The sequence below is a fragment of the Streptomyces sp. NPDC058955 genome (assembly GCF_042741435.1).
In the GTDB taxonomy this organism is placed as follows: domain Bacteria; phylum Actinomycetota; class Actinomycetes; order Streptomycetales; family Streptomycetaceae; genus Streptomyces.
Genome location: NZ_JBHYKM010000104.1, coordinates 1 through 13,400, shown reverse-complemented (window position 1 = coordinate 13,400; position 13,400 = coordinate 1). Strand labels below are relative to the sequence as shown.

Genomic DNA, 13,400 nt, shown 5'->3' with positions numbered 1-13,400 from the left:
CACCCTCATTCTCTCTGTCTGGGGGGTGGGGGGGGGGGTGGGGCTCTTCTGGGCGTTGCTTGTTCGGGGGTGGGTGGGGGGGGGGGGCCTCGGGCGGGCGGCGCGCGCCCCCCAACACCGTGTCGATCGCAAGCTAGTGCAGCGCCTCGCAGGTCCTTTGCTGATTGGGGCGGCCTGGTCTGGTTACTTGATGTAGTCGGCGAGTTGGACGAGCGCGGCGGTGTCAGAGGCTTCGGTGGGGTGGACGGTGGGGATTGAGCGTGCCGCCGTTGCAGCCAGTTTTGCCATAGTGCGGACGCTGCACACTAAGTGTCGCTATGTTGCACACGCGCAGGCACTATCAGCGACGAAAGGTCCACTGCCATGTCTCGCCTCAACCTCGCCCACCTGACGCTCACTGCCGCCCAGAACATCCAGACCGCCGACAAAGTCCGTCGTGACCCGGCCGTCGTCAAGGCGGCCAAACAGTTCGCGGAAGACGGAGCCCAGGCTCTCCGCTCCGGTGGTGAGCTAGCGCGTGAGGTTAAGTCCTCCTGGCGTCGCCACAGCCCGCGGACCGAAAGGACCGGAACCGGTGAATGATTTCAGCGCAGAGGCGATGGGCCTCGTCATCCGCGAGCACCGCCAGGCCCAGACACCCTCCATGACCCAGGAAGAGTTGGCTGCGCGGGCCGATTACGGGAAAGGCGGCGCGGTCTCGATCTCCCGGATCGAGCGCGGGCTCATAAGCCCCGGGGAGCACCGTCTGGCCGCCATCGCCCTCGCGCTCCAACTGACACCCGCGCAGCTCAAGCAGGAGGCGGAGGACCGAACCAGGACTCTCACTCGTCAGCGAGGCCAGCGGCCGGCGAAGCTGCGCGACCAAGTCGCGGAGACGAAGAGACGCCACGCCGAGATCAACGAGAAGGCGGCCCAGCGGTCGAAGATCACCCAAGAACACGGGGAAGCCTTCAACCGTGTCCATGATGTCGTCCGCGACGAGTTCTTCATGAGGTTCGTGGAGCTGGCCGAGAGCATCAGTGGGGCGCCCGAGCCAGAGAGACCGAGTGAGGAGGAGAGCGAGAGCGCGGGCGAGACCCCTACAGCGATACGCATCGAGGCCATGTCCGCCGGGATCGCCAACGCGATCCGTGGTGCCGCCGCGGGAGGCGCGGCCGGGGCGGCGGTCGGCGGCGCCGCGGCCTACGGTGCGTTCGCGGCCGCCGCGTTGTTCGGGACCGCCTCCACTGGAGCGGCTATTTCGACGCTGTCTGGGGTTGCCGCGACCAACGCGACTCTGGCCCTCCTAGGAGGAGGCACGCTGGCCGCAGGCGGTGCGGGCATGGCGGGCGGAATTCTCCTGCTCACAGGCATGGTCGCCGCCCCGGCGGCAGCGCTGGCGGCTGCCGGCTTCTACGTTTTGAGGCAGCGCCGGAACAAGAAGGAGGAGGAACGTCTCCGAACCCAGGTCGAGGCCGCGGAGGCGGCTCTGGAGCAGTCACAGAAAGGCTTCGACACGATGGTCGACGTACTGTCGCGCGCCACGACCATCATGGAATACGTCGAAGTCCACGGCACCCACGCCCTTGAGAAGTGGAGGGCGCGTTTGCCACCGGAGCCCCGGGACTGGGAATCGCTCGGGCACGAGGGGCAGGAACGATACAAGGAGTTCCTCACCGTGGCGGGATGCTTCCTCGCTGCGAGCCTCATCAACGTCCCTGCTCTCCTCACGGCCAAGCCCGACGATTTGCGCGAGATGGACAAGGCCATCGACGAGACGCTGCGGTATGCGGACGAGAGCATCAAATCGATCGTCTGAGTCCCGAAGTCGTCGCCACGCGCAGAGCTAGCTTGGTCACTGACCTGCGGGAACTCCGTCAGTGGTTCAGTCAACAGGCCAGCCCCCAGGAGGCGTCGGACCTATCGGCGAAGTGGCCCATGGCGGTGGCGTCCTCGTCGTAAGTCGCCGACGGGGACCCTCCGGGCGCCGGGCGCGGCGTGACCTGCCCCGGCTGCCCAACAGCTCCGGGCGACGTTGGCGCGCTCCACCTCGGTCGTCTGCGCCTTGCGCTGCGTCGTCAAGGAACGCGGTCAGGGCGTCGGGTTCCTCGACGCCAAGCTGCTCGAGGAGCCGCTTCACCGCCGTCCGGCTGCCCTGGTCCTTCTCGCGGGCCAGCAGTGCGAGCGCGTTCTGGTCGACCGCCACTCCTGTGCCGGGCCGGTCGTCTTCGGGTCTCCGCCGGGCTGCGCCGACGGGTCGGTGGGCGCGGGGCCCAGGATCGGAAGGATCCGACATCCATCACGCCGACGCCCGAGGGGCGTCAGGGGATCGGGCAGCGGACGGACCACGATGGTGTACTCCAGCAGCAGCGCCCGTGGGCCGTAAGTCAGTCTAGCCGCTTCGAAAATCGCTCATGAGGGCCCGTGTCCGCAACCTAGGGTGCAGGCCATGACGAACACCCCTGACACCGCAAGGTGCAACGAGAACGACGGCTGCCTCTCCGACGAGGAGAACCGGATCCCTGACGCCGCGTGGTGGAACAACAACTACACGCCGGACGCCCGGACCCGGGACTTCGTGGACATGGCGATGGACCAGGTCGAGGGGTGCCGCGACTACCTCGTTGCGGGCAAGGACATACCCGGCGTGCTACGCGTCGCGTGCATTGAGTCGTTCTGGGTGAATGTGAGGCTCTTGGTGGAGTTCCTGGTGAAGCTCACCCACGACAGCCGGAACGCCGACGCCCGCGCCCTCGTGCCCGACTGGCAGAAGCCGACCGGCGACACCGCTGATCGGCTGCTCAAGGACTGGAACACGGCCAGCGCGCACGTGATGCACTTCGCTAACGAACGCGCGCCCGAGGACCTGGCTGACATCGACCCGATCACGGACGAGGACCTCAAGCGGGTCGCCCGCGATGTGCGCACCGTGTACGACCAGTTCTGCCAGGCTGCGGATGCACGTCACTGATCGTCCGGCTTCGACGGCAGCAGCGGCACGCCCGGGTCCGCCTCCGACAGCCCCAGGTGCTCCCGCACGGCCGCGTGGTCGCTAGTGGCGTCCGCGAGGCGTGCCGCACGCCTCGAAGGCGCGGCGCTGGATCCGCACGACCTCCTCGGCGGCGGGCTCGGTGGAGTACCCCGCGTCCTCCGCACACTGGTCTCCAGGCTCATGACCCCGCTTGACACCTGCTGACGACATCGGCCAAGACCGCCGTGCGGTCGGTCGGGGTGCGCGGGCCCCAGGCCAGGGACGCCGGCAGGGGCTTCCCCACGGGACCATGGCCGCGGGAAGGTGCACCTGGGATCTTGATGTACCCCCACACTTTCTTCACTGCAGCGTCGGGCTTGTGCGGAAACAAATCCGCACGCGCCTGACGTTGTCGATCTCCTAACCGAGGAGGGGAAGGTGTCGGGCCTGAGACTGTTCCGCACGAGCACAACGAATAGCGCCATGGCCGAGGTCACGCCGCGTCTTGCTGAGGTCGAGGCAGACGTGCAGAGCCTTGTCGATGCGCACATGGAGACGCTGCTGGGGGTTCGTTTCCTTGCGAGCGAGTACAGCACGGGGCCGGTGCACGGTGGCCGGATCGACTCGCTCGGGCTGGACGAGAACGGATCACCGGTCATCGTCGAGTACAAGCGCGGGGTCGACGCCGGCGTCATCAACCAGGGGCTGTTCTATCTCAGCTGGCTGGTAGACCACCGAGCCGAGTTCGAGCACCTGGTCCGCGACCGGCTCGGGGGGACGGCCGCGTCCCAGGTGCTGTGGAGCGGCCCGCGCCTGATCTGCATCGCCGGCGACTTCACCCGCTACGACGTGCACGCCGTGCGCGAGCATCGGCGCTCGATCGACCTGGTCCGCTACCGACTCTTCGGCAGCGACTTGCTCGGGCTTGAGACCGTAGCGTCCGTCAGCGGCGGCACGCCGGTGGCCCGCCGGGCTCGCCGGCAGGCGGTCGCTCGGGCCGCAGCAGACGTTCAGGGTGCGCCGATGATGGAGCTGGCCAACGCGGTCGACGAAGTGCTGCTCGGGCTCGGGGACGGTGTGAACCGCGTCGAGCGCAAGACCTACCGGGCCTATCAGCGGCTGCGGAACTTCGCCTGCGTCTGTCCGCCGCAGCGGAGCAAGCTCCTGGTCTATCTGAAGGTCGACCCGAAGGATGTCGACCTCGTTCCGGGCTTCACCCGGGACGTGTCTGGTCTCGGTCACCACGGGACGGGTGATCTGGAGGTGCAGCTCCGTACGCCGAGGGACGTGGAGCGGGCGCAGGATCTTTTCCGGGCGAGCTACGCGTCGGCGTGATCGTCTGCCGGCCTCTTGGCCGTGCGAGCTTCGTGGGTGGTCTGTGGTCGTCGGTGGTTCCTTTCGTCGGACGGGCAGGGCGTGGCGGTGGACCATCAATACTCCGTGGGATCGCCGGTTTGGCCAACCGGCGATCCCACGCTATGTTCCTCCGCTCCGATTCCAGTGCGTCTGATCGTGCAAGGTGTTCACTGGCCTGGCGGACTAGATCCTTGAGGTGATCTCGTACGTCCGCGAGGGCGGAAGCCTTGGGGCACCCCGGCAGTGCGCCCCGCATCCCTCCGCGTACGCCTTGGGGTGACCTGAACGGACACGTGAAGGCAACGACCGATCCCCGTGTCACCCGGGTCAGATACGCGGCGCCATCGGCGGCGAGGACAGCGGCTCCGCACGCGTGTCCGAATCGCGCTCTATTGTCATCGGCTGGACGCGGGTTAACTCGTTCCTTCGCTCGGAGCCGGGCGGGAATGACCGAGAGGAGAGTGTCGATGGCAGACAGGGCGTCCACGCAGACGTCGGGGACCAGCCCCGCGCTTCTGATCGCGGTGGAAGAGCTGGCGACCGCGCACGACCGTAGCGAATCCGAGCGGTCTGACATCACCAGCTCGCAGAACAGCGCGGGCGACGACGGCGAGAACCGCGACCTGAACCTCCCAAAGGAGTAAGGGGCCATGGAGCACCGGCTCGTCACTCACATCGAGAAAGCTCTCGGCTGGGACGGGCCGGGCTCCGTGGGGACCGCGTTCGCGCGCGGCCGGCTCACGGACCCGGACCTGCCTGCCCGCCTGCTGACCCCACACAGGCTGCTGGACCTGATCAAGCGCCGTCACCTGGCCAACCCGCAACTGCGCTGCTACGCCGAGGGCGACGAGATCCACCCGTCCACGTTCCTGTCCACCAACGTCAACCGGCGCAGGCAGGCGGTGAGCCAGGCCGACATGGCGGCCCTGGGACGTATCCTCAACGAGGGCGGCACCGTGGTGCTGGACCACGTGGACTTCTTCGACCCGACGCTGGAAGTCGCCTGCCGGGCCCTGGGCTGGTGGTCGGGCGAGCTGACCTCCGCCAACGCCTACCTCGCGGTCGGCGACACCGACGGATTCCATCTGCATTGGGACGACCACGAAGTCATCGCCGTGCAACTGTCCGGGAAGAAGTCGTGGGAGGTCCGCGGGCTGTCCCGGCCCGCGCCGATGTACCGCGACGCGGAACGCAACCGCACGCCCTCCGATGAGGTGCTGTGGAAGGGCACGATGCGGGCTGGGGACGTCATGCACATCCCCCGTGGCTTCTGGCACACCGCCACCCGCCTCGGCTCCGGCAGTGACGGCCACTCGCTGCACGTGACGTTCGGGTTCACCAAGCGCACCGGTGTCACATGGGTCAACTTCCTCTCCGACACCGCCCGCGCCGACGAGGCGTTCCGACGCGACCTGGAAGGCGCCGGCGACGCCGGACCCAAGGGACTGGCGGACAAGCTCAGCACCCTGGCCGCCTCCTACAGTCCCGAGCGGTACCTGGACGAACTGCGCTCCAGCACCCCACCCGCCCGCCACATGCCCCACGTGGCGGCCTTCGGTCGGCTCGACGGCGTCGTGGCCGTCACCGAGTTCGCCCCCCACATCACCCGGTCCGGCAACACGGTTCAGGTCCGCGGCGGCGGGAAGCAGCTGACCTTCCACGCGCGGGCGGAGGAGGGCCTTCGCGCACTCCTGTCGGGCCACCCGGTCCACCTCGACGGCGCCGACGCAGACACCACCACCCTGGCCGACCTGCTGATCACGGAGGGGCTGTGCGAACCACTGACGGAGACGTTGTTCTCGGGCTATACCGGTCTGGTCACGCCCGTGACGTACTCGAAGCAGCCGCCGGGCTCGGCGTAACGCGGCTCGACACCGCCGCGAACTATCTCCACCACCGCTCCCACGAGACATTGAGCGCGGTGGCCGGCGACCTCCTGCCGAAGTTCTCGATCTCCACCAAGGTCGGGTACTTTCCCGGGGAACATTCCCTCGCCCCCGACCGGCTGCGCGCCGCGGTCGAGCGGGCCGCGAAGGATCTGGGACGAGAACCGCAGGCTGTGCTCCTCCACAACCCCGAGCACGCACGCCCCGGCGCCGAAGCGCTGGCGCGGGCATGCGCGGTCCTGGCCGACGCCGCACGCGCGGGACTGTGCGGCGGATGGGGCGTTTCGAGCTGGGACCCACGCCCGCTCGCGGACCTCGACGTACCCCGCCCTGACGTCCTCATGATCCGGGCCGGTCTCCTGGTGGGCGCCGACATCCTCGAAGCGGCCGAGGCACTGGTGAGGCGGTGGCGACCAGTCCAGGTCTGGGGCATGAGCCCCTTCGGCGGCAGCACGAGCGAGCCGCCATGGCAGAAGTTCGACCCCCGGATCTTCCTGCGGGACGCCGGACCGGCCACACCGGTCCAGGCGGTCTACCGCTCGGCCTTCCGACTGCCCCCGGTCGACGCGGTCGCGGTCGGTACGGACAAGGCCACCCACCTGCGCGAGCTGGTCGATGCCCTGGCGTACGAGGTCGACGACCAGGCCGTCCAGGCGTACCGGCGGCTCCTGCGCGCCCGTCGTCAGCAACGCGACTGAAGTTCCCCCACCACGCGCTCAGCCGTCTCCCTGGCGGCCCCCAGCCGGGGGTCGTCCGGGTCGGCGTAAGGGCCCACGATCTTCGCGGCGACGAACAGCATCATCAGCCGGCCATCCCGAGTCTCCAGGTCGTCACGCCGCTCGCTGCGCACGCGGTCGGCCAGGGACGGGATGGCGAGGGACGCCCCCCACAGGTTCGCCGCGTCCAGACCGCGCGGGGCCATGCCCCAGTCCTCCCAGTCGAACACGCAGAACACCGGCGCCGTCACGTTCGCCCAGTTGAGGTCCGCATGGGCCGGACGCCACTCACCCACGGACGTATCGACGTCGGGGAAGACACCGCGGATCGTTTCCGCGACAAGCTCCTGCGTCAGGGTCTCTGTGTCCGGCGTCGCGATCCGGTTGGTGCGCTGCGAACCCAGAGCATCCAGGGAGGCGTTCAACCCGGCCCACCACATCTCGGACAGCCGGGGCTCCCCTGTCAGCACGGCGTTGCCCACCGGCGGCCCGGGCAGCAGCTCCGTTTCGTCCGCCCGCCACATCACCGGATCCGTCTCGTCTCGCCAGGCCACGCCGGCGAACCAGGCTGGCTTCGCGACATCCGACAACGCCTCCGCGGACGCGGTGCCGTCCCCGCCCTGGACCCCGATCCGGTCCAGCCCACGGCGCTCGATGCGCACCCACGTACCACGGTCCGTCCGCGCACCCACCGAGCGGCGCTTACGCACCACACTCTCGCGGTCCAGACTAGTCCCCAGCGACCGCTCGACACGGTCCAGTACGGCTTCCACCGGCTCTTTACGTAGATCCACCGAACGCAGCGTCATGCGCCCGAACGTACCCCAGAGGCCGGGACGCCAAGCCCGACACCGAGCGCCTCCGAACCGTTCGCGCCTTCACACCCGTCGTGAGCAGACTCGTGCCGCCACGCAGAACGGCTCGCGAGCGGGCAGCCGCCCTCGCCCGAGACGGGGCCGGCCATCGGAGTCTGCCATCAGCCTCTCAAGCAGCCTGCACCTGCTGATCCCGCTCCTCAGCCGGGGACGGCTCCCGATGCCGACCACGCCCCTTGCCCATCGCGGGCCGGTCCTACTCGGCAGGCTTCTCCCGCGTGGGCGGTGGCGGGTGCAAACATCCGACTGGCATTGCACCGTCTCTCAGAAACGCGTACGACGTCCGCGAGTGAGGGTGCCTGTCCGAAGCGGGGCGGCTCAGGAGGCGGGGTCCGCTGGTTGTGCGGTCAGTAGGGAGCGGAACTGCTGGTAGCCGCGGGCGGCTGCACGGTTGATGATGCCTCGAGCAAGCATGGTGTGCTCGGGAGCCTGTAGGCCGGTGCGCAACAGGGTGCTGATGTCGGCTTCGCGCAGGCCGGGAAGCCAGGGGTCCATGGACGGTGAAGCGAGGCATTGCTGTAGGAGGTTCAGCACCGGGCCGGTGTGATCTTCGACGATGCTCGTGAGGTAGCGGAAGACGTGCGTGTTCCGGCCGAAGGATCCGGTGGTCTGGAGGAGGTCGTCGAGTTGATCAAGGCACCAGGTGGCCGGGAATCGTCCGCTACCCACCAACGCTCCGGGGATATCCAGCAGCTCTCGTCGTTCCGGTGACTCTGGGCCGACAGGTGCTCCGGCGAGCATCGCCATTCGCCATTCCCACCAGAGGCGGACACGTTCGATGACAGCAGTGGGGATGTCTGGACCAGTCCGGAGGCCAGAGGCGATGTTCCAGGCGAGCTGCTTGAGGGCCTCACCGCTGGAGTTGGCGTAATAGTCGCGGATGATGCTGTCCTCGCCGTCCAGTTCGATGAGGCCGCCCCAGTAGCGCGCAAGGATGTCTGAGCCGAGTTTGATGCGGAGGTGTTCTTGTCGGGTGGTGCCGTCTTCGGTGCGGGTGGAAGCCGCAGTGCGGTAGGCGCCGAGAAGGAGTTCGATGGCGGGCCGGTAGTTCGGTGAAGCCTCCAGGTATGCCTCCCACGCGAGGCGTGTCAGCGGCTCGCTTCCTGTCAGGAGATAGGCGTGGCGATCGGCCCAGTCATGGTCGAGGTCGGTCAGTTGCGCAAACCGCTCGCCGACGACGGTGACAATCAGGTCCGCGATGGGCGAGCCGGCAAGTGAGTCGGGTTCGGTCAGTTCATCCAGAACGCCGAACAGGCGCCGAAAGTCGGCATCGTGGGTGCGGCGCCATCGCGCCCAAGCCACCATGGTGCGCAGCGCCTGGGCGCGAGGGTCACTCCAGTGATCGGTGTCGCCGGCCGCGGGCAGGTCGGTAGTGCGGAGGGTGGCGGTGAGGGTTCGCCAGATGGCCTCGGCCAGGTCAGGTACCGGCTGTGCCGTGGGACGAACGAGCATTCCGTGCAGGAGTTGGGCGCTCTCGCGGAGGATGTCGTGGGTTCGCGGACTGGCAGACCGCTCGGTGGCAGTGGCCGCCAACTGGACGAGGGCTTCGCTGTCGAGGTCCTCGCCGCGGCGGATGGCATCAGTGAAGCCGCCGAGCGCGGCAACAAGATATGCATCGTCCAGGTCGGCGAACAGTGCGGATCGTGAGCTGTGGGTGCGTGCCTGCTGGCTGATAGCCGACCGTAGCTGGATCGCGAAGTCCCCTTCGGACTGCCCAGTGAACCAGTCGGCCGATGGGGTGAAAGCGCGAACGCGGGCAACGAGCTCAGTGGTGTTGAGAGCCGCCAGTTCGTCCGTGCTTACCGAACTTGGCGGAGTCCACACGAATGGCTCCTTGATGTCGTCGAGCGAGTCCGCCGGACCGTACTCCGTTTCGAGCCGCTGGAGGTCGTTCTGCAAATCGCTTGGCAGGATAGGCCGGATCGAGGCGTAGCGCTCCCGGCGCCACGTGTCCGTGAGGTGCCTCAGCTTTGTGTCGCTGATCTCCTCGTTGGCGTATCGACGGTGGCTTTCTTTCCACTTATCTGTGTGAGGCCCCTCCCGGACGATTTGCATAAGAACATCGCGGTGTTCGGGTTCGAGCTGTTCGCAGCGGGCCCGGGCCAGGCGCAGCCACTCGAGTGCGAGGGCATCGTCTCTTGCCAACTGTCGGTCGGACAGGGCCTGACTGACCAGTGCCGGCGTGAGATCGCCGTGATGCTCCAGCACGTGAAGACGTAGACGCCGGAAGATCAGCCACGGGTAGGTGTCGAGAACGGCAAGGACGGCGTGAAGGTCCGCCCGACTCGAGGTCAGAAGATGGCGAGCGGCATCTCGGACTGCTGCTGTCAGGCGTGCCTCTCGCAGCTGGTAGGGGTGCGGGCGATCCTGTTCGAGAGTCGGGCAATACGTCCGGGACATGTCCATCCCAGACCGGCTTGCCGCTTCTTCAGGAGTCCCGCTCGCCTGATCCAGGAGGTCGGCAAGAATCTCCAGCCACGGCAGCCCCACGGACTCGGCGAGGCGGGGCGCGTAGTGCCCCAGGATTTGCTCGTACTCCCACTCATCGAGCCGACCGCCGCTTTGTGCCTCGTCGATCAGGGCAGCCATCAAGTCGAGTGCGGGTGCCTGATCGCTGTTCTCGGCGCAGTGGGCAACGAGGGCCGCGTATCGAAGTGGGTTGATCAGTTCGCGACTACGGCGCGCTGCGGTTGTGGCCCTCGGAGCGAGCTTTGCAGCCTTGGCAGGTGGCATGCGTAGAGCTGCCTCCACCAGGTCGAGGTTGACGAACGGGTTGTCCGTCTCCGGGACATCTCGGGCGATGACGAGTACCTGCTCGGGGTCAGCTTCCGCAACACGGGCGAGGTATGCCGATGCCGGCCAGCGAAGATAGGAGACCTGGTTCCCCTCGTCGTCGACTGTCACAGGTGGGAGATCCGCGAAGAACCCCGCGCTGCGTAGTGGTCCGAGCCATGCCGGCGTAGTGAGCCGGGAAAAGAACCTCTCCCAGGTGATCTGGTTTTGAGGGAAGTCCTTACGTAGGCGCTGCGCGTCCGCGGTGGTGGGCTCCGGTATGTCGGCCAGGGCCTCCAGACGTTCCACGGACGCCAAGTAGTGGGCTTCGAAGGCGTCGAGGACGGTGTCGAGCATGCCTTCCAGGCTGTCGACCCGCTCAAGGATGTCTGCAACCACTGTCTGCGGATGTTCGAGGTTCCTCCTGTGCGCCCGTCCCTGTAGTGTGCCGACCGCCTTGAGCCACGCCTTCCCCGCTGGCGATGTCTTCTCGATGCTCAAGGCGGCCAGGATGGCCTCTACCGCCTTTTTGTGAGCTGTACCCGCGCCCGCTTCGCGGGGTACGCGGGCCTCATCAGGTAGAAGAACGGCCCTGACCGAACTCTCCAGCTCCCTGAGCAGGTGGAAGATCAGCATGGATCGGCTGTTGAGCTGGAAGTCGTGGTCGACCAGGCGACACATGTCCTCGAACAGGGCTGCTGGGCCGGGACCGAGATGCTGCAATCGTTGATGAATGCGCTCCCGACGAATGGAGCTGCTGTCATCCGGCGCAGGGGGGAGGGCTGGAGGCTCTGTCACCTGGCCATCATGCCCGTGCTCGTCGTCTCGTGCGGGCTAACGGAGCCAGCCACGGCGCTGAGGAACGACGACGGGGACTGGCGCGCCCAAGGGCGGCCGGCGTACGGAAGGGGGCTGTGGCGTGGAGAGATCGGCAGCGGTGCTGACGAGGTGGGCCAGGAGGTCGTGGGAAACGCCGGCTGAGAGGCGGATAGTCCACGCCGCTCGGTCGAGGTTGTCCCCGCCGTACAGCATCCAGCGGTCGGTCGTGGCGTGCAGGGTGTGCTCGAAGGTGATGGCACCGGCTGCGGTCCAGGTGGTGCGGGCGGGGTGGCTCGCCGGGTGCCAGGCAGCGTCGTGGAGAACGTCGTCCGGGCCGTACGCGGCCGTGAGGGGCGGGGCGTCGAGGTACTGGAGCATCGCGCGGATGAGGGGCACGGGGGTGCCGGCGGTGAGGGTGGCGTGCCAGAGGCGCTCGCCGACCGGGCCGTCGTACTCGGCGACCGTCCAGGCCACGTCGGTGCAGTGCCGGGCCTCGTGGTCGAACTCGGCTCGCACGGCGAGGGATTCGTGGGAGGCGATGGTCGTCTCGTCGGAGGGGCGGTACCTCTCCCACTGACGGTCCTCGTCGAAGAGGGCGGCGAGGAACGCCTCGTGCTCGCCGGGCTCCGCGACCGGAGGCTCGACCGTGGGCTCGGAGGTCTCCTCGGCGGTGGACGGGGGCTTGCCTGCGAGGAGCCGGCGGACGGCCTGTTCGAGGTCGGTGAGCGGGGCAGGGCCGGGGCGGACCGCGACGGAGTAGAGCCGGTGGAACTCGGCGACGGCCTCGGCTTCGGTGTCGTACGAGGTGGAGATCTGCCGGAGATGGTTCTCCCCGTGGAGGTGGATGTGCCGGCGCACGCCGGTGGTGTAGGAGCCGACGGCGACGGTGGTGTGGCCGTCGTCGGCGTGCAGGTGAATGGTCAGGTGGCCGGTAGTGATGTCGTCGTGGATGCGCTGGGCCGCGGCGCCGACCTCGCGGATCTCGTCGCGTGTGCACCAGGGCATGGGGTGGTTCGCCCAGGTCCATTCGGTGTCGATCTCGTCCTGGAGGGCGGGGTCGATCTCGGTAGTGAAGCCGTACACCTGGAGCTGCGCGGCGGCTTTGACGGTGTAGTGGGGCTCTTCGCGGTCGATGCGGGCGAGGACCATCGTGGTTGGGCCGGTGCTGCGGAAGCCGTGGTCGTATAGGTGGGAGCGGGCGGCGTCGGCCGTGGCGCCTGTCGTGGTGGCGATGACGGCGGGCTGGTGGTCGGGGTGGAGGGCGAAGCGGATGTGGGCGTCGGCGGGGGCGTACGGCATCGGGTCCTTCGGAGGCTAGGGGGTTCGGCCGGCGGCGGCCCGTGTGGCGGGCCGCGCAGACGGCGGCGAGACGACGGGGGCGCGGCGCGTCGAGGGGCCGGCGCGTGTGGTGGGCGCAGCCCGCGCTCGCTGGGGCAGCGGGCGGCCGGTAGCGTGCTGCCAGCGGGTACGGACAGCGCCGATGTCGGCGAGGGTTCGGCGGGCAGCGGCGACGAGCTGGAACGGTGTGTGCATCGGGTCGTCGGAGTACGCCAGGATGCGGCGGGCAGCGTCGTCCACCGTGCTCAGGAGGGAGCGGGTAAGGGCGCGTTGGCCCCAGTGCCCGACGGAGCCTGCGGGTTCGGCGAGCAGACGCAGTACGTCGCTCGGCTCGCTTCCGTCGTGCAGCAGCCCACGCTGTTGGGCCTCCCACAGGACGGTGACCGGGTCGACGGGCTCGTGGCGGCGGACAAGGGCGGTGAGGCACTGCCACAGGTCGGCGTGCAGGGGTTGGGTGAAGTCCTCGGGCAGCAGCCACCGTACGGACTCAATGTCGGCGGGGCGGGCGGCGGCGGTCGCGAGCAGCAACTGCTCCTCCTCCGCCGCCTCGGTGTGGTCGGGCACGACGGCCGGCGGGGACACAGGCGTCCGGGGCAGGACGCCGCCGCGGGGCGGGAAGCGTGTGGCGATGTCGTCCACGACCGCGGCGAGCGCGTCGGCCTCGGCGGCCCCCCACCGGCCGGGGTCC

Annotated in this window: 10 protein-coding genes; 6 read left to right on the top strand and 4 right to left on the bottom strand. The window is 68.4% G+C overall.

Going from position 1 to position 13,400, the window contains the following annotated elements; all coding sequences use genetic code 11:
- Positions 1 to 574 precede the first annotated feature (574 nt).
- From ACFW1I_RS29995 to ACFW1I_RS29970, 6 genes are all read left to right on the top strand, one after another.
- Positions 575 to 1,798, top strand: coding sequence for a hypothetical protein (locus ACFW1I_RS29995; protein WP_384675781.1), 1,224 nt, complete (start codon positions 575 to 577; stop codon positions 1,796 to 1,798).
- A gap of 630 nt (positions 1,799 to 2,428) precedes the next feature.
- On the top strand, positions 2,429 to 2,950 hold the full coding sequence (locus tag ACFW1I_RS29990; RefSeq protein ID WP_383732917.1) for a hypothetical protein: 522 nt from the start codon (positions 2,429 to 2,431) through the stop codon (positions 2,948 to 2,950).
- A gap of 438 nt (positions 2,951 to 3,388) precedes the next feature.
- A complete protein-coding gene (locus ACFW1I_RS29985; RefSeq protein ID WP_384675779.1) occupies positions 3,389 to 4,285 on the top strand; it encodes a DUF5655 domain-containing protein in 897 nt (298 codons plus the stop codon).
- Between the two features lie 488 nt (positions 4,286 to 4,773).
- Positions 4,774 to 4,950, top strand: a complete 177-nt coding sequence (locus tag ACFW1I_RS29980) for a hypothetical protein (protein ID WP_179499972.1) — start codon at positions 4,774 to 4,776, stop codon at positions 4,948 to 4,950.
- 6 nt (positions 4,951 to 4,956) lie between these two features.
- A complete protein-coding gene (locus tag ACFW1I_RS29975) occupies positions 4,957 to 6,168 on the top strand; it encodes a JmjC domain-containing protein (RefSeq protein ID WP_384675776.1) in 1,212 nt (403 codons plus the stop codon).
- A complete protein-coding gene (locus ACFW1I_RS29970) occupies positions 6,078 to 6,890 on the top strand; it encodes an aldo/keto reductase (protein ID WP_383732906.1) in 813 nt (270 codons plus the stop codon). The genes ACFW1I_RS29975 and ACFW1I_RS29970 overlap by 91 nt, the downstream gene beginning before the upstream one ends.
- Here ACFW1I_RS29970 and ACFW1I_RS29965 read toward each other — a convergent pair.
- From ACFW1I_RS29965 to ACFW1I_RS29950, 4 genes are all read right to left on the bottom strand, one after another.
- A complete protein-coding gene (locus ACFW1I_RS29965; protein WP_384675773.1) occupies positions 6,875 to 7,717 on the bottom strand; it encodes a hypothetical protein in 843 nt (280 codons plus the stop codon). The two genes, ACFW1I_RS29970 and ACFW1I_RS29965, sit on opposite strands and share 16 nt — an antisense overlap.
- Before the next feature lie 384 nt (positions 7,718 to 8,101).
- Positions 8,102 to 11,353, bottom strand: coding sequence for a hypothetical protein (locus ACFW1I_RS29960; protein ID WP_384675771.1), 3,252 nt, complete (start codon positions 11,351 to 11,353; stop codon positions 8,102 to 8,104).
- Positions 11,354 to 11,389: 36 nt separating this feature from the next.
- Entirely contained in the window at positions 11,390 to 12,673 is a 1,284-nt protein-coding gene (locus ACFW1I_RS29955) for a DUF317 domain-containing protein (RefSeq protein WP_384675769.1), read from the bottom strand.
- A gap of 15 nt (positions 12,674 to 12,688) precedes the next feature.
- Positions 12,689 to 13,400, bottom strand: a 712-nt coding sequence (locus ACFW1I_RS29950) for a DnaB-like helicase N-terminal domain-containing protein (RefSeq protein WP_384675767.1), incomplete at its 5' end; no start/stop codon positions are given.